Below are 14141 nucleotides of genomic sequence, written 5' to 3'. Positions count from 1 at the left end.
AGAGAGGGTTATGAAAATATGAATAACCAAGTGATGAGTTTCATGGAGGACGGAACCTCCGCCCGGGCGGCTCTGACAGAGGAAATGGATCAGTTTCTGGTGTTTCAGTGCGATTTGCTGCGGGTGGGTATCCGGGTGGACTGCGTGGTGGAGGCCCTGATCAATCAGAGCATCACGCCGCTGCCCATGCTGCCAAACTATGTGTGCGGCATTATCAACCTGCGGGGCGAAGTAGTTCCCGTCATCAGTATCCGTCTGCGGCTGGGCAAGCCCGCCGCCGACGAGCAGTCCGTGATTGTGCTGAATATCAACGGAATGCAGCTGGGCGTTTTGGTGGACCGGGTGGACCAGATGGTGAAGCTGCCCCGCAGCTCACTGCTGCCCATGCCTTCCACCAACGGGCAGAAGCTGATGTGCGGCATGAGCTCCCTGCCTGACGGCGGGACCATGCTGGAGCTGGACGCGGCGGCACTGCTGGAGCACTGAATATGGGGGAAGAGCAGAAGAACGCGGCATCCACCTTTGCTCCCATGGAAATCAGCGACGGGGACTTCCGGCGGCTGGTGAGTTTTATCCAGCAGCACTACGGAATCGACCTGAGCAAAAAGCGGCAACTGATTTCCGGGCGGCTTTCCTACACGGTAAAGGCGAAGGGGTATTCCGGCTTCGGCCCGTTTATCGATCAGGTGCTTGAAAAGCAGGACCCCGGCGATATCGAGCTTGTCATCAACAAGCTTACCACCAACTACACGTTTTTCATGCGTGAGCAGGAGCATTTTAACTTTTTTCGCAACACCATTTTGCCCGATGTGGTAAAGCGCCGTCAGGGCCAGCGGATGCTCTCCATATGGAGCGCGGGCTGCGCCTCCGGCGAGGAGCCTTATACTATTTCCATGTACGTCAAGGACTTTTTGGGACCGGAGGCCGCCCACTGGGATACCCGGGTGCTGGCCACCGATATCTCCCAGCAGGCGCTGGACAAGGCGCAAAAGGGGGTATATGCCCTGCCGGATACCATTCCCGGGGCATGGAAATCCAAATTTTTTGTTCCCTCTGCGGAGGAAGGGCAGTATCAGGTGGCCCCCGTCATTCGGGACAATGTGATTTTCCGTACCTTCAACCTGATGGACCCCATTCGTTTCCGGCTGAAATTTGATGTGATTTTCTGCCGCAACGTGATGATTTATTTTAATCAGCAAACAAAGGACGATCTGCTTGCCCGCTTTTGCGAGGCGACGGAGCCCGGCGGATACCTTTTAATCGGCCATTCGGAGACGATGGGCCGCAATCCCGGATATCGCTATCTGGCACCGGCCACTTTCCAGAAGCGCTAGGGAATTCAAAGGATAAAACCTGACGCGGGAAAGGAGAGACACTATGGCAATGTCGGGAAACGTAATTCGTGTGATGGTGGTGGACGATTCCGCCGTGGCGCGGAGCTATCTCATCAGCGGGCTTTCCGCAAAGTCGAACATTCAGATTGCGGGCTTTGCCGTGGACGCGGCGGACGCACTGCAAAAGGTGGGAGAGCTTCGTCCGGACGTGATTACCATGGACGTTGAAATGCCGGGAATGGGCGGTATCGAGCTGATTCGCAAGCTGCTTCCGGCTTATCGGGTACCGGTGATTCTGGTGTCGTCTCTGAACCTGCGGGTGTTTGACGCGCTGGATGCCGGGGCGGTAGATTTTGTCCGCAAGCCGGACGGAACCCAGAGCAAGGCGGAATTTATCAACACGCTGGCCCAGAAAATCGTGGTGTCGGCCTATGCAAAGGTTCGTCCAGGCCGCCCGGCGCGGGCCGCGCGGGCGGAGGTCACGGCGGAGCCCACGGCCCCGCTTGGTCCGCGGCCCATTCTGGATGGCGCGGTAATCGGACTGGGAGCCTCCACCGGCGGGACGGAGGCCACGCTTGAGGTGCTGCGCCGCCTTCCATCGGACATTCCCCCTATGGTCATCGTGCAGCATATGCCCCCGGGCTTTACAAAGATGTACGCCGAGCGGCTGGATAGAATCTGCGCCATGGAGGTGCGGGAGGCCGTGGATGGCGATGAGCTGCACCGCGGGCTAGCACTGGTGGCCCCAGCGGACTTTCAGTGCCGCGTGCTGCGGTCGGGAAGCCGGTATCGGGTGGCCTGTAAGCCGGGAGAGAAGGTCAGCGGACACCGCCCGTCGGTGGACGTGCTGTTCCACTCCATGGCTGAGAACGTGAAAGGCTCCATGGTGGGCATTATCATGACAGGCATGGGCCGCGACGGCGCGGACGGGCTGTTGGCCATGCGAAAGGCGGGGGCCTATACCATTGGGCAGGATAAAGAGTCCTCCGTGGTGTACGGAATGCCCATGGTGGCCTTTGACATCGGCGCGGTGCAAACGCAGGCGTCATCCGAAAACATTGCGGGCGTACTGCTTCGCCGCCTGCGGGAGCTGTGAGCATCAGCCGGCGCGGTCATAGATCAATTGAGAAACGAGGGACCTTCGGCAAGCCGAAGGTCCCTCGTGCAAATTTATAAAATATCTATAAAAAATAAAGGTTTCACACTTTTTTTGAATTACTGTCTTATGTTTTCAACATAACTGCCGAAATAAAAGGTAGATATAGGGGAGTGTGCCGCAGTGCGCGGCGCCGCCCCGAAATGTGCTGAAACCAGTTACAGGCTGCTTCCCTGAATCAGGGAGGGACTTGCAGAAAACGGAGGAAATGCCGCATGATGAGGATAGTCAACGAGGCCGCCGGAACGGCGGCGTACGCGCAGACGGTGTCTGCGGCGCAGAATCTGCAAAGCGCAAAAATTGTTCGGGGCACCGAAAAAGGGCGAGAGTCCGGCGGCGCATTCGATCAGGTCGATATTTCCGGGGCGTCCTCCGGCGGGTCCCTGTTTCAAAAGGAGCTGGCGGCCCGCCTTGTGCGGGATGTTCGCGCCTCCTCCAGCATTGGCGGCGTTCAGCAGGTGCGCCAGCAGATCCAAAGCGGCACCTACCAGTTGGACCCCGTCTCTATTGCCAAGGCCATGCTGCTGGAGAGATAAGCTATGAATAGAAATGATTTTCAGGAATATCTTGCATTTTTAAAAGCGCTGGGCAACACGCTGGATGAGATTACCCGCGTGGAGCAGGAGAAGACGGAGTTTGTCCGCACGGATGATCTGGACGGATTGAACGAGTGCTTGAAGCGAGAGCAGGCGCTGTCTTTGACCATGCGGTCCCACGACCAGAAGCGGGAGGCCGCGCTGCGGTCACTGGGTCTTGAAGGCGTGCCGCTGCGCAGCCTGATGGACCACGCGCCCGCGCAGGACTATGAGGAGACAAAGCAGACCGTGGAGCAGCTTTGCCGCCAATATGCGCTGTTTCGCGGGGCGTATGAGGTGGCGCGGGACACGTTGGAGTGCAACCTGCACCAGATTGAAAAGATGATTCAGGCGGAGGACCCTGACGCCGTATCCGCCGCGGGCTATCAGGAAGCGTCTCCCGAGCTTCCGCCCCGCATGAGGACGGACTTCAGAGCCTGACCCGGCCCACCGGTGAAAGAGAGGAAAGCAACATGCTGTCAACAACCTTTGGAGCGTTTACCACCGCGCGTCTGGGCATTTATGCGTCGCAAAAAGCCCTGGAAGTGACGGGACACAATATTTCCAACATCAATACCACCGGCTATACCCGTCAGAGGGTGGATCAGGTGAGCCTGCGGGTGGACGGAGTGGACCGTTATGCCTCTGCTTTCGGCGGAGCCAGCGGGTCCGGCGTTCTGATAACGGGCATGTCCCAATTCCGGGACCCCTATCTGGACATCCGTTTCCGCAATGAGAACTCCAGCGTGGGCGCCATGGACACCAAGCTTGGCGGTCTGGAGGATCTGTCCGCGATCTTGGACGAGGTGGGCACAGGCGACACCGGCGAGGAGGGCGAGGGCATTCTGGCCGCGCAGTTCCTGGATCTGCGGGAAATGCTGGCAAAGCTGACCGGTGACCAGACCACGGAGGAGGAAATGCTTTCTCTGGTGCGCACCTCCGCCGATTCGCTGGTGGGGATTATGCGCAGCTATGCGGAGCGGATTGCCGGGGTAAAGGAAGATCAGGTAGACGGCTTGGAGAATGACACAGACGCTGTTAACGACATTCTCAAAAGCATCCAGTCTCTGAATGAGAACATTCAAAAGAGCGAGCTGTACGGCGACAATTCGCTGGAACTGCGGGATCAGCGGAACCTGCTGATTGACGAGCTGTCCGGATACATGAAGATTGACGTGACCTACGAGCCGGTGAGCGTGGGCGCGGGAAAGACCGTGGATAAGCTGGTGATTAAAACCGCCAAGGTTAACGGCGGACCCCAGACCACACTGGTGGACGGCGCCTATGTGGGGCAGCTTTCCGTGGGAGAGGGCGTTCAAAAAAACCCAGACTATGACCCCAATGCAATCCCCCCTGTTACGACCCCCTACATTGATGTGAATGGAATGCCGACCGACGTGGAAACCGATGCGGCCAAGCTGCCCTATGCAATCACCGTCTCGGAGTTGAAGGACCGCAATAACAACGTTTTAAAGGAAAAGGACGGCAGCATATCCGAGGCGTACCAGTTTGGAGATACCGAGCTGTACGGCGGATTACAGGCAAGGCGTGAGCTTTTGACCGAGGCGGGGGAATTTGCCACTGCGGACATGACGGGGGCGGATTCGGCCGCCGCCACCAAGCGGGGCATCCCCTATTACGAAAATTCGCTGAATTCTCTGGCGCAGAAATTTGCTGAGGTGATGAACGAAGCCAACACCGGCTACCTGCGGGACAAGCAGGGCAATATTCTGGATGGAACCTCGGGAGATGTTCTTGCCACCAAGAATGCCAACGGAACATATACCATGAACGGGAATACCTATGACACTTTGAAAGAGATGATTGCCGACCAGGGGGCGGCGTTTACCGACAAGGCGAAGCTGATGGGCGGAAACCTGTTCAGCAAAAGCGGCACCAGCGATGATGCCACCGGAATTACCGCCGCAAACATCTCCATCTCTTCAAGCTGGAGTCTCAGCCCCGGTTTCCTGCAAAACTCGTTTGAAGCGCTGGAGGGAAAAACCACCGTGGGCAGCAGCGATAACCAGAACATCGTCCATATCCTTGCGGAGTTTGACGGGACGCAGGAATATAAGCCCGGTGGGAGCAGCTCCACCGGCAAGCCGTTTTTCCGAGGGACCTTTGAGGGGATGTTCACCAACATTGAGCGAACGCTGGCAGACGATGTGAAGAGCACCACGACTTTGCTGAACAACTATGCCGTTTCCGCCACGGGGCTGGAGACGAGCCGGGACAGCGTTTCCGGCGTGGACCTCAACGATGAGGCCATGAACATGATGCAGTATCAGAAGTCCTATGCCGCCGCCTGCCGCATGATGACGACGCTTGACGAGGTTCTGGACAAGCTGATTAACGGGACCGGCGTAGTCGGTCGATAAAGGAGGGGATTTAAAATGATTCGTGTGACAACAAACGGAACGCTGCGGGGATATCGAACCAGCCTGACGCGCTCCTCTGCCACGCTTGATAATGCGCGGAACAAGGTTCTGACCCAGAGCAACTACACCAGCTACGCGGAGGACCCGGCGGCGGCCACACAGGCATTCAAGCTGCGCCGCTCCTTTTCCCGAGTCAGCTCCCAATTACAGAGTACCCAAAGCCTGAACAGCAAATTCTCCGCCGCCTGCGACGCGCTGAGCAGCATCAAGAGCGACCTTGCGGACGGGCAGGCAAAAATCTCCGCTCTGGCTGGATTGAACGACGCCAACGCCTCGGGCCGCCAGCCGTTGGGCGAGGTAATCGGCAGCGCGGCGGAGTCCATTGTCCAGATTTTGAACTCTCAGTATGGGTCTTCGTTTATTTTCGGGGGAAAAGACTCTCTGGGTGAAGCACCCTTCAAAATGGAGGAAATCAACGGAGAAAATGTCCTGATCTACCGGGGCGTTCGGGTGGACGCGGAGGAGGGAACCGACGAGTACGAACAGCTAAAAGCCATGGCCGGCGAGGAGAGCTATGTGGACATTGGCAGCGGCCTCACGGAGGTGGACGGAAAGCTGGTTTCTACCAGCGCCTTTAATGGGGCGCTGAGTGGCCTGAACTTTGTGGGCTACGGCGTGGATGACGACGGCGACCCCAAGAATATGGCCTCCGTCATGAACAAGTTGTCCGAAATTTTCAAGCGCTGCGACGCGGATACCGGTGCATGGGCCTCAGATCAGGACAAGGAGGACGCCACCCGCCTGACGGAGAAGCTGAAGGACGGCATTGACGAAATCACCAACCAGTGGACCGCGCTGGACGGGCGCACCACCTATCTTGAAACCAGCAGCAACCGCCTGTCTCTGCTGTCCACCAATCTCAACGAGCAAATTCTGGGCATCGAGCAGATTGATCTGGCCAACGCCATCACGGATTTTTCCTGGGCGCAGTATTGCTATAACGCGGCGCTGAAGGTTGGCAACGGCATTCTGTCCCAATCATTGATCGACTATATGAATTAACAGGCATGGGAGGGGTACTGGAGCGCGCCCGACATGCTTTAAAAGGTTAAAAAGGAGTGAAGGCAATGACCTATCCACTAATCGAGATCAAATCGGTACCTATTGAGCTTGAGATGCGGGTCACGGACGCAAAGCTGGAGTACAGCCGCGCCACGGTGGATATGGAGATTACCCGGAACGAGGGCGGTCTGAGCATTCGGAGCAAGCCCATTCGCGTGAATCTGGATACATTTGAGGCGCGTAATTCTGTCACACCTACGCTGGCCACTCGCATGAGAGACAACGCTCAGGCCGGAAAGCAGGCCGCCTATGAGGCGACCGCCACCTATGCCCGGCAGGGTCAGCTTTTGCTTCAGGCCAAAATCGGCGAGGAAATGGTGACGAAATTTGCCGCCGAGGCACAGACGCGGAACCTGAAAACCAACGTGGGGCTTGCGTTTCTTCCCACGCAGGGAGCGGACATTTCCTGGGACAAGGGCGAGATAAACATCCGCTACGAGATGGACAAGGTGAACTTTGACTGGCGCAGCCGGCAGGGGAACTTCGAGTTTACGCCCGGGGACATTCAGTTCGAGGTGACACAGCAGCCGGACGTTGTAATTAAATACGTGGGAGGGGCGCTATATGTGCCGCCCTCGTCAGATCCAAATTACACACCCGTTGACGTGGAAGCCTGACACGCGCGAAAGAAAGGAAGCCTCCCATGGAAATCACAACAAAATATTTTGGGCGGATCGCCTATGAAGCCGGGGATGTGCTCTATTTCCGGGACGGACTGTTCGGCTTTGAAGAAGAGACACAGTTTCTTCTTCTTCCCTTTGCCGACAGCGACGGAACGCTGCTGTGCTTTCAGAGCGTGACCACGCCGGGCCTCGCCTTTGTGGCGATGAACCCCTTCTCTTTGAAGCCGGACTATGCACCGAGGCTGCGCCCGGCGGAGCTGAAGGCCATGGGCGTGACCCAAAGCGAGGAGCTGAGCATTTACGTGCTGTGCGTGGTGCGCCAGCCCGTATCCGAGAGTACGGTGAACCTGAAATGCCCGGTGGCGGTGAACGAGGATACCGGAACCGCCATGCAGGTAATTCTGGAGGACGGCGGCTATGAGATGCGCCACCGCCTGTCGGAGTTTCGGGAGGGGCTGCCGTCATGCTGATATTGCAGAGAAAGCCCGGAGAGTCCGTGCTGATTGGAGACGAAATCGAGGTGACGGTGGTTTCCGTGGAAACCGGCGGACGGGTTCGGCTTGCCATCAGTGCGCCCAAAAGCCTGACCATCCTGCGAAACGAGCTGCGGGGCGCCATGGACGCCAACAAGGAGGCGGCCCGGGAGGAGGTATCTCCTCTCTCGCTTTTGGAGTTGCTGCCAAGGCAGGGCGGCCCAGAGACGAAGAAATAAGAAAACGCGCCCCGGCCGATCAGCCGGGGCGCGTTTGTTTAAGGAATCGTTGATGGAGTTTTGCCCCTCGTCTCCAATCAGTCCTTCAAGGAGGGGGGGTATGCCCCTGCGGCGTGAAGAGCTTTCAGCTCCTCCGCCACCCGCTCCCGGTCCTCCCGGTAGGTCATGCCGAACCAGCGGTCGGCAGAGTGAAGCACGGAGATTTCCAGTCCGCCGCCCTCGAGCTGACTGCCAACCATCAAGGGTAGAAGGCACTCTTTTTTCAGGTCGGCGCCGGCTTCCGTGCGGAGAAAGTTTTCAAAATAGGCCCGCATGGGGGCGAAGATCCAAGGGGTGAAGCCCCAGAAGTTCATGGATACCACCGTGTCCGGCGAGAGGGAGATGTCCTCCGCCAGATCCCGCAGCGTTCCGTCGGGATAGAGCTGGATTTTCAATGCCTCCCGCACGGAGAGAAGCTTCCCGTTTTCCACGTCGCATACGCCCCGGGAAACCGTCCCGTGGAGACTGGCGGTATTTTTCAGAAAATAGCCCACCATGGCCCCGTGGCCTTCGGGAGATAACGCTGTGAGCTGCTCGTACATGGCACGGTAAGCGTCAATTCCGTAATAATCATCAGCGTTGATCACGCAAAACGGCTCTTGAATAAACGCCTCTGCGCACAAAAGCGCGTGAACCGTGCCGAAGGGCTTGGTCCTCTCCGAGGGAATCCGGTAAAAGTCCGGAACGGAAGAAAAATCCTGAAACGCGTAGGACACTTCCACGGGGGAACCGTCCTTTGCGGTGCGGCGGCGAAGATATTCGCCGCAGATGCGCTCCATCAGCGGCTCCATCTCCGGCTTGATGATGAACACCACCTTGCCAAAGCCCGCCCTCAGCGCGTCGTACACGGAATATTCCATCAAAATTTCGTTGTTGGGGCCGATGCCGTCCACCTGCTTGTTTCCGCCGTACCGGGAGCCAAGCCCTGCCGCCATGATTACCAGTGCTGCCTTCATAAACCCTCCATACGTCCGCCGCGCCGCCCGGGAAACGGGACGCGCCTCGGCGTAATTTCACGTAATATGCGGGCCGCGTGCTGTGGCCCTGCCCTTACCATACACTGTTGCGCCGCCCTTTGCAACCGCTAAACGATTTTCCTTGACAATTTTCCGTTCCGGCCTATAATATGAAAATGATTATCATTCTTGAAAAAGGAGGCCGCATATGGCCTATTCCACAAAACAGCAGCAGGCAATTTTAAACTGCCTGGAGGCCCGGAAAAGCACGCCTATGTCCGCCGCGGATTTGGCGGCGGAGCTGCGCCGCCTTGGGGAGCCGGTGGGTCTTGCCACGGTGTACCGCCAGACGGAAAAGCTGGCGGCCATGGGCCGGGTTCATAAGATTAACACCGAGGAAGGCGCTTACTTTCAATACTGTACGCACCATTCGGGGGAGGAAAAGCAGGACTGTCTGCTTTTAAAATGCGAGTCCTGCGGGCGGATTGCCCATCTGGACTGCACGCATTTGCAGCCGCTGTACCGACATCTGCAAAAGGAGCATCATTTTGTGGTGGACCACCGGCGGACCCTGTTCACCGGCTTGTGCGAAGCCTGCGCGGAGAAGGAGCAAGTCCATGGAGAAAAATGAGCTGCTTGTATGCCGGAATACGGCGCTGGGCTACGAGGGCCGGGCGGTGCTCTCGGGGCTGAACCTCACCGTTTCGGCGGGAGATTACCTCTGTGTGGTGGGGGATAACGGCTCGGGCAAATCCACGCTGATGAAAGGGCTGCTGGGCCTCATTAACCCCATGGAGGGGAGCATTGACCGGGCGGTGGAGCTGAAAAATGGCGCGATTGGGTATCTTCCCCAGCAGACCCGCGCCCAGCGGGACTTTCCCGCTACCGTATACGAGGTGGTGCTCTCCGGCTTCTTAAATCAGAAGGGAGTTGGCTTTTTTTACACGGCTGCCCAAAAGACCACGGCCATTCAGGCCATCGGAAAGCTGGGGATTCTGGAACTGAAGGACCGGTGCTACCGGGACCTCTCCGGCGGCCAGCAGCAAAGGGCATTGCTGGCCCGGGCACTGTGCGCCGCCGGGCGGCTTTTGATTTTGGACGAGCCGGTGACGGGGCTGGACCCTGCTGCCGCGCAGGATCTTTACAAAACCCTGCGCTATCTCAACGAAAAAGAGGGCATGGCGGTGGTCATGGTGACCCACGACCTGCGCTCCGCGCTGGAAAACGCCCGGACGGTGCTGCACATCGGCAGGAATAGCTGGTTTTACGGGACGGTGGAGGACTATCTCCGCTCTCCGGAGGGCTGTCGCTTCCGAAAGGGGGAGCAGTAATGGAACTGATGGAAATGCTTGCATGGCCCTTTATGCGCCGGGCGCTGGTAGCAGGCATATTGGTAAGCCTTTGCGCTGCGCTTTTGGGCGTGCCGTTGGTGCTCAAGCGGTACTCCATGATCGGAGACGGCCTGAGCCATGTGTCTTTCGGTGCGCTGGCGGTGGCGGTGGCCCTTGGGGTCACGCCGCTGTACTTCTCCATTCCCGTGGTGATTCTTTCGGCATTTTTTCTGCTGCGGCTTGCAAACTCGGGCAGCCGCATGGGCAGCGACGCGGCCATCGCTGTGGTGAGCGCGTCCGCCCTTGCCATCGGCATCATGGTCATCTCCCTCACCACGGGCATGACCACCGATGTGGATAATTACATGTTTGGCAGCGTTCTTGCCATGACGGAGACGGACGTTTTGCTGGCGGCGGCGGTGTGCGCGGCGGTGCTGGCGCTGTTCGTGCTGTTTTACCACCGGCTGTTCGCCATCACCTTCGATGAGAATTTTGCCCGGGCCACCGGGATGCGGGTGGAGCTGTATAACACGCTTTTGTCCATCCTCACGGCTCTGACCATTGTGCTGGGGATGCGGATGATGGGCGCCATGCTCATCTCGTCTCTGGTGATCTTTCCGGCGCTGACGGCGATGCGGCTGTTTCGCAGCTTCCGAGGCGTGGTGCTGTGCGCGGGGACGACCGCCGTGCTCTGCTTTTGCACGGGGCTGACGGTTTCCTATGTGAAATCCACGCCGGTGGGAGCCACGGTGGTGACGGCGAACCTGCTGGTTTTCCTTGTGGCCTGCGCGGTGGAACGCCTGCGAAAAAGGAGCTGAACCGCAGCCGCGTGCCTGCGGACTGCCGCCGAAAACCCCTGTGGGAAATGGCGGCTTCAGTGACTTGAATTGAATTTTTGTAAATGAAACCGGGGCGGGAAGCCCGCTCCGGTTTTTATTTATTTTTTAACGGCTTTTCTTTGCAAATTCCAAGAAAACACTTGATTTTGGTGTAAAAGCGTGCTATTCTAATCAAAGTAGAGATGGTAGTTGTGTGGAGTGGACCTTGTGTCCGCTTTTTTTGTCGGCCTTTTTAAGGGGCCGGAATTTGAAAAGACCGAAGGCTTTTCCTGAAGCTGACGGCATGAAAGGAAGGCGTTTCCATGAAAAAGATTGCAGAGCTCACCGCCGAGCTGGCGGCCCCCGTGGCTGCGGAGCGGGGCTGTACTATCTGGGATGTGGAATACGTGAAAGAGGCGGGGACTTGGTATCTCCGGGTTTTGCTGGATAAAGAGGGCGGCGTGGACATTCTGGACTGCGAGGCCATTTCCCGCAAGGTTTCGGATTTGCTGGACGAGGCGGACCCTATTGAGGGGAGCTATACGCTGGAGGTCGGCTCAGCCGGCGCGGAGCGGGCGCTGAAACGGCCCGGCGACTTCGTGCGCTTTATGGGAAGCCCCGTCGCCGTCCGGCTGTATCGCAACCGGGATGGGCGGAAGGAATTTGCAGGGACGCTTGCGGGCTACGACGAGGGGACCGGGGCTGTCACCGTGCGCATCGGCGACAATGAGACGACCTTTGAAAAGGCGGACACCGCGCTGGTGCGATTGCGGGTGGAGTTCTCCTGAAAAGGCGCCGCCGCCGGGCGCGCGGATTTTTTGCTGCAAAATAAAACAGACGAAGAAGACGTATCATATCATAAAAGGAGTACAGGCAATGAGAGGCAAGAAGCAGAAGGAGCTCGTCGGCATGAATTGCGACGAGATTTTCACCGCGCTTGAGATGATTGAAAAGGAGCGGAACATCCCCCAGTCCTTTATGCTGGAGAAAATTGTCCAGGCGCTGATCACCGCCTATAAACGGGATTGCAAGGATCAGGTGGATAACGTGATCGTGGACGTGGATGTGGAGCACCGGACGCTTCAGATGTTTGTCCAGAAGAACGTGGTGGACGAGGAAGACTACGTGGACCCCTTCAACGAAGTGCCCTTGGAGGAGGCCAAAAAGCTTTCCGCCAAGTACGAGATCGGCGACGTGATCAATGTCGCCGTGAACAACACGGACTTTGGCCGCATCGCCGCCGGCAACGGCAAGCAGGTGATTATTCAGGGCTTGCGGGAGGCCGAGCGGGGCATGGTGTACGAGGAGTTCAACTCCAAGCAGCACGAAATTCTCACCGGTGTGGTCACCCGGCTGGACCCAAGAAACGGAAATGTCTCTTTGCGCATCGGCACCGGGATCGAGTCTACCGAGGCGCTTTTGATGTCCGGCGAACAGGTTCCCGGCGAGGAGCTGGTGGAGGGAATGCACGTCAAGGTCTACGTGGTGGAGGTCCGTCGGTCCACCCGGGGTCCTCAGGTGTTGATTTCCCGGACGCATCCGGGCCTTGTCAAGCGCCTGTTTGAACTGGAGGTTCCCGAGATTTTCGACGGAATCGTGGAGGTTCGCTCCATCGCCCGGGAGGCGGGCAGCCGCACGAAGATGGCCGTCTGGTCCAACGAGGACAACGTGGACCCCATCGGCGCCTGCGTGGGCCCCAAGGGCCAGCGGGTGGAGAGCATCGTGGCGGAGCTGCGGGGCGAGAAAATCGACATTGTGAAGTACAGCGAGGACCCGGCAGAGTTTATCGCCGCCGCACTGGCGCCCGCCGACGTGGTGGATGTTTGGATGGCGGACGAGGGCAAGGCCTGCCGTGTGCTGGTGCCGGACGATCAACTGTCTCTGGCCATCGGCAAGGAGGGGCAGAACGCCCGGCTGGCGGCCCGGCTTACCGGCTATAAAATTGACATCAAGCCCGAGAGCTTCCGGGAGGAAGCGGCGGAAGAGAGCGCCCCCGCAGGCGAAAAGCCCGCAGAGGACGACTTGCCCGCGGACGACGCGGAATAAGCGCGCGGAAACGGGGGAAACGCCATGCCGAAGGTGAAAAAAATTCCGCAGCGGCAGTGTGTGGGCTGTCGAGAGATGAAAGATAAAAAGGCGTTGATCCGGGTGGTCAAGTCCCCTGAGGGGGGGGTCAGCCTGGACGATAAGGGCCGCAAGCCCGGCCGCGGCGCATATGTGTGCCGGGATGTGGAGTGCCTGCGCAAAGCGCGCAAGTCCCGGGCGCTGGAGCGGGCCTTTGAGGCCCAGATTCCCCCGGAGGTATATGACGCCATGGAGCGTCAGTTGGGAGAAGCCGATGAATAAAGAATTACTGTCTACGCTGGGCCTTTGCAAGCGAGCCGGGCTGCTGGAGGTGGGCGAAGAGCCAGTGGAGGCCGCCGCCCGGGCACGGGAAGTGCGCTTGCTGCTGCTGGCGTCCGACGCGGCGGAAAATACCGCACGGCGGGCCGACCACTTCTCGGAGATGGGCCAGTGCATGAAACTTCGGCTTCCTTTTACCAAGGAGGAGCTGGGGCAGGCCATGGGCCGGGGCGAGTGTGCCATTATGGGCGTGACCGACGTGGGCTTTGCATCCGCGATTGCCCGCCGATTGGCGGACGAGGATGCGGAAACCTACGGCGACGCAGCAAACCGGCTGGAGGTCAAGGCACAGCGGGCGTCTCTGCGTAAAACAGAGGAGGCGCTTCACGAAAAGAACCTCCGCCGGGGTAAAAAACGCAAACCCGGCGAGGCAAAAGCGGCGGAGAAGCCGCCGGAGCCAACGGCACCGGCGCGGTCTTTGCGCCAAGCCCGGGGCGGTGGCAAGCCACCTGCGGGAAAAAGCTTTGGAAGAAAGCCCTTTGAGCGGAATGAAGCAGGCGGAGACAGGAAGCCCTACGGCAGACCGGGTGCACCCAGCGGAGACCGGAAGCCTTACGGCAAACCGGGCGCACCCAGCGGGGACCGGAAGCCTTACGGCAAACCGGGCGCACCCAGCGGGGACCGCAAGCCTTACGATAAGCCGTATACACCCAGCGGGGACCGCAAGCCTTACGGCAAACCGGGCGCACCC

The 14141-nt window shown here is 58.7% G+C and carries 18 protein-coding genes; 17 read left to right on the top strand and 1 reads right to left on the bottom strand.

Features of this window, described 5'->3' with window-relative positions; genetic code table 11:
• Window positions 1-18 precede the first annotated feature (18 nt).
• The 10 genes from B2W96_RS02185 (at window position 19) to B2W96_RS02140 (ending at window position 7903) form a co-directional block, all read left to right on the top strand.
• Entirely contained in the window at window positions 19-486 is a 468-nt protein-coding gene (locus B2W96_RS02185) for a chemotaxis protein CheW (protein WP_293008109.1), read from the top strand.
• Between the two features lie 2 nt (window positions 487-488).
• Window positions 489-1334, top strand: coding sequence for a CheR family methyltransferase (locus tag B2W96_RS02180; protein ID WP_293008107.1), 846 nt, complete (start codon window positions 489-491; stop codon window positions 1332-1334).
• A 43-nt stretch (window positions 1335-1377) separates the two neighbouring features.
• A complete protein-coding gene (locus B2W96_RS02175) occupies window positions 1378-2430 on the top strand; it encodes a protein-glutamate methylesterase/protein-glutamine glutaminase (protein WP_293008105.1) in 1053 nt (350 codons plus the stop codon).
• Window positions 2431-2705: 275 nt separating this feature from the next.
• Window positions 2706-3026, top strand: a complete 321-nt coding sequence (locus B2W96_RS02170) for a flagellar biosynthesis anti-sigma factor FlgM (protein ID WP_293008103.1) — start codon at window positions 2706-2708, stop codon at window positions 3024-3026.
• Window positions 3027-3029: 3 nt separating this feature from the next.
• The gene (flgN, locus tag B2W96_RS02165) at window positions 3030-3506 is read left to right on the top strand and encodes a flagellar export chaperone FlgN (RefSeq protein WP_293008101.1); all 477 of its coding nucleotides are present in this window, start codon (window positions 3030-3032) and stop codon (window positions 3504-3506) included.
• Between the two features lie 32 nt (window positions 3507-3538).
• Window positions 3539-5446, top strand: coding sequence for a flagellar hook-associated protein FlgK (locus B2W96_RS02160; RefSeq protein ID WP_293008099.1), 1908 nt, complete (start codon window positions 3539-3541; stop codon window positions 5444-5446).
• A gap of 15 nt (window positions 5447-5461) precedes the next feature.
• The gene (locus B2W96_RS02155) at window positions 5462-6508 is read left to right on the top strand and encodes a hypothetical protein (protein WP_293008097.1); all 1047 of its coding nucleotides are present in this window, start codon (window positions 5462-5464) and stop codon (window positions 6506-6508) included.
• Between the two features lie 65 nt (window positions 6509-6573).
• Window positions 6574-7185: a DUF6470 family protein gene (locus tag B2W96_RS02150; RefSeq protein ID WP_293008095.1), complete on the top strand. Its 612-nt coding sequence runs from the start codon at window positions 6574-6576 to the stop codon at window positions 7183-7185.
• Between the two features lie 26 nt (window positions 7186-7211).
• A complete protein-coding gene (gene fliW / locus B2W96_RS02145) occupies window positions 7212-7661 on the top strand; it encodes a flagellar assembly protein FliW (RefSeq protein ID WP_293008093.1) in 450 nt (149 codons plus the stop codon).
• Window positions 7655-7903, top strand: coding sequence for a carbon storage regulator (locus B2W96_RS02140; RefSeq protein ID WP_293008091.1), 249 nt, complete (start codon window positions 7655-7657; stop codon window positions 7901-7903). The genes fliW and B2W96_RS02140 overlap by 7 nt, the downstream gene beginning before the upstream one ends.
• Before the next feature lie 77 nt (window positions 7904-7980).
• Here the strand turns inward: B2W96_RS02140 and B2W96_RS02135 are convergent, their stop codons facing one another.
• Window positions 7981-8898, bottom strand: coding sequence for a nucleotidyltransferase family protein (locus B2W96_RS02135; RefSeq protein ID WP_293008090.1), 918 nt, complete (start codon window positions 8896-8898; stop codon window positions 7981-7983).
• Window positions 8899-9106: 208 nt separating this feature from the next.
• Here B2W96_RS02135 and B2W96_RS02130 point away from each other — a divergent pair, with 208 nt between their 5' ends.
• The 7 genes from B2W96_RS02130 to B2W96_RS02100 form a co-directional block, all read left to right on the top strand.
• Window positions 9107-9529 (top strand): Fur family transcriptional regulator, encoded by a 423-nt coding sequence (locus B2W96_RS02130; protein ID WP_293008088.1) that lies wholly within the window; start codon window positions 9107-9109, stop codon window positions 9527-9529.
• Entirely contained in the window at window positions 9516-10229 is a 714-nt protein-coding gene (locus B2W96_RS02125) for a metal ABC transporter ATP-binding protein (RefSeq protein ID WP_293008086.1), read from the top strand. The genes B2W96_RS02130 and B2W96_RS02125 overlap by 14 nt, the downstream gene beginning before the upstream one ends.
• Window positions 10229-11047: a metal ABC transporter permease gene (locus tag B2W96_RS02120; RefSeq protein ID WP_293008084.1), complete on the top strand. Its 819-nt coding sequence runs from the start codon at window positions 10229-10231 to the stop codon at window positions 11045-11047. Before B2W96_RS02125 ends, B2W96_RS02120 begins: the two co-directional genes overlap by 1 nt.
• 323 nt (window positions 11048-11370) lie before the next feature.
• Window positions 11371-11835 (top strand): ribosome maturation factor RimP, encoded by a 465-nt coding sequence (rimP, locus tag B2W96_RS02115; RefSeq protein ID WP_293008082.1) that lies wholly within the window; start codon window positions 11371-11373, stop codon window positions 11833-11835.
• An 88-nt stretch (window positions 11836-11923) separates the two neighbouring features.
• Complete coding sequence (gene nusA / locus B2W96_RS02110; RefSeq protein ID WP_293008080.1) at window positions 11924-13093, top strand: transcription termination factor NusA; 1170 nt, start codon at window positions 11924-11926, stop codon at window positions 13091-13093.
• Between the two features lie 24 nt (window positions 13094-13117).
• A complete protein-coding gene (gene rnpM / locus B2W96_RS02105; RefSeq protein WP_293008078.1) occupies window positions 13118-13393 on the top strand; it encodes an RNase P modulator RnpM in 276 nt (91 codons plus the stop codon).
• The coding region (locus B2W96_RS02100; RefSeq protein ID WP_293008076.1) for a L7Ae/L30e/S12e/Gadd45 family ribosomal protein at window positions 13386-14141 on the top strand (756 nt) is incomplete at its 3' end. The genes rnpM and B2W96_RS02100, both read left to right, overlap by 8 nt.

Origin of the sequence: Oscillibacter sp. UBA6647, assembly GCA_002455655.1 — a bacterium.
Taxonomy (GTDB): Bacteria; Bacillota; Clostridia; order Oscillospirales; family Oscillospiraceae; genus Oscillibacter.
This window is presented reverse-complemented; position numbering and strand designations above follow the sequence as displayed.

What these genes read in the sequence shown, in the direction of transcription:
- nusA (WP_293008080.1), top strand. Translation starts at nt 11,924, where the DNA reads ATGAGAGGCAAGAAGCAGAAGGAGCTCGTCGGCATGAATTGCGACGAG.
- flgN (WP_293008101.1), top strand. Translation starts at nt 3,030, where the DNA reads ATGAATAGAAATGATTTTCAGGAATATCTTGCATTTTTAAAAGCGCTG.
- rimP (WP_293008082.1), top strand. Translation starts at nt 11,371, where the DNA reads ATGAAAAAGATTGCAGAGCTCACCGCCGAGCTGGCGGCCCCCGTGGCT.
- B2W96_RS02185 (WP_293008109.1), top strand. Translation starts at nt 19, where the DNA reads ATGAATAACCAAGTGATGAGTTTCATGGAGGACGGAACCTCCGCCCGG.
- B2W96_RS02120 (WP_293008084.1), top strand. Translation starts at nt 10,229, where the DNA reads ATGGAACTGATGGAAATGCTTGCATGGCCCTTTATGCGCCGGGCGCTG.
- B2W96_RS02175 (WP_293008105.1), top strand. Translation starts at nt 1,378, where the DNA reads ATGGCAATGTCGGGAAACGTAATTCGTGTGATGGTGGTGGACGATTCC.
- B2W96_RS02155 (WP_293008097.1), top strand. Translation starts at nt 5,462, where the DNA reads ATGATTCGTGTGACAACAAACGGAACGCTGCGGGGATATCGAACCAGC.
- B2W96_RS02130 (WP_293008088.1), top strand. Translation starts at nt 9,107, where the DNA reads ATGGCCTATTCCACAAAACAGCAGCAGGCAATTTTAAACTGCCTGGAG.
- B2W96_RS02135 (WP_293008090.1), bottom strand. Translation starts at nt 8,898, where the DNA reads ATGAAGGCAGCACTGGTAATCATGGCGGCAGGGCTTGGCTCCCGGTAC.
- B2W96_RS02180 (WP_293008107.1), top strand. Translation starts at nt 489, where the DNA reads ATGGGGGAAGAGCAGAAGAACGCGGCATCCACCTTTGCTCCCATGGAA.
- rnpM (WP_293008078.1), top strand. Translation starts at nt 13,118, where the DNA reads ATGCCGAAGGTGAAAAAAATTCCGCAGCGGCAGTGTGTGGGCTGTCGA.
- B2W96_RS02150 (WP_293008095.1), top strand. Translation starts at nt 6,574, where the DNA reads ATGACCTATCCACTAATCGAGATCAAATCGGTACCTATTGAGCTTGAG.
- B2W96_RS02140 (WP_293008091.1), top strand. Translation starts at nt 7,655, where the DNA reads ATGCTGATATTGCAGAGAAAGCCCGGAGAGTCCGTGCTGATTGGAGAC.
- fliW (WP_293008093.1), top strand. Translation starts at nt 7,212, where the DNA reads ATGGAAATCACAACAAAATATTTTGGGCGGATCGCCTATGAAGCCGGG.
- B2W96_RS02160 (WP_293008099.1), top strand. Translation starts at nt 3,539, where the DNA reads ATGCTGTCAACAACCTTTGGAGCGTTTACCACCGCGCGTCTGGGCATT.
- B2W96_RS02125 (WP_293008086.1), top strand. Translation starts at nt 9,516, where the DNA reads ATGGAGAAAAATGAGCTGCTTGTATGCCGGAATACGGCGCTGGGCTAC.
- B2W96_RS02170 (WP_293008103.1), top strand. Translation starts at nt 2,706, where the DNA reads ATGATGAGGATAGTCAACGAGGCCGCCGGAACGGCGGCGTACGCGCAG.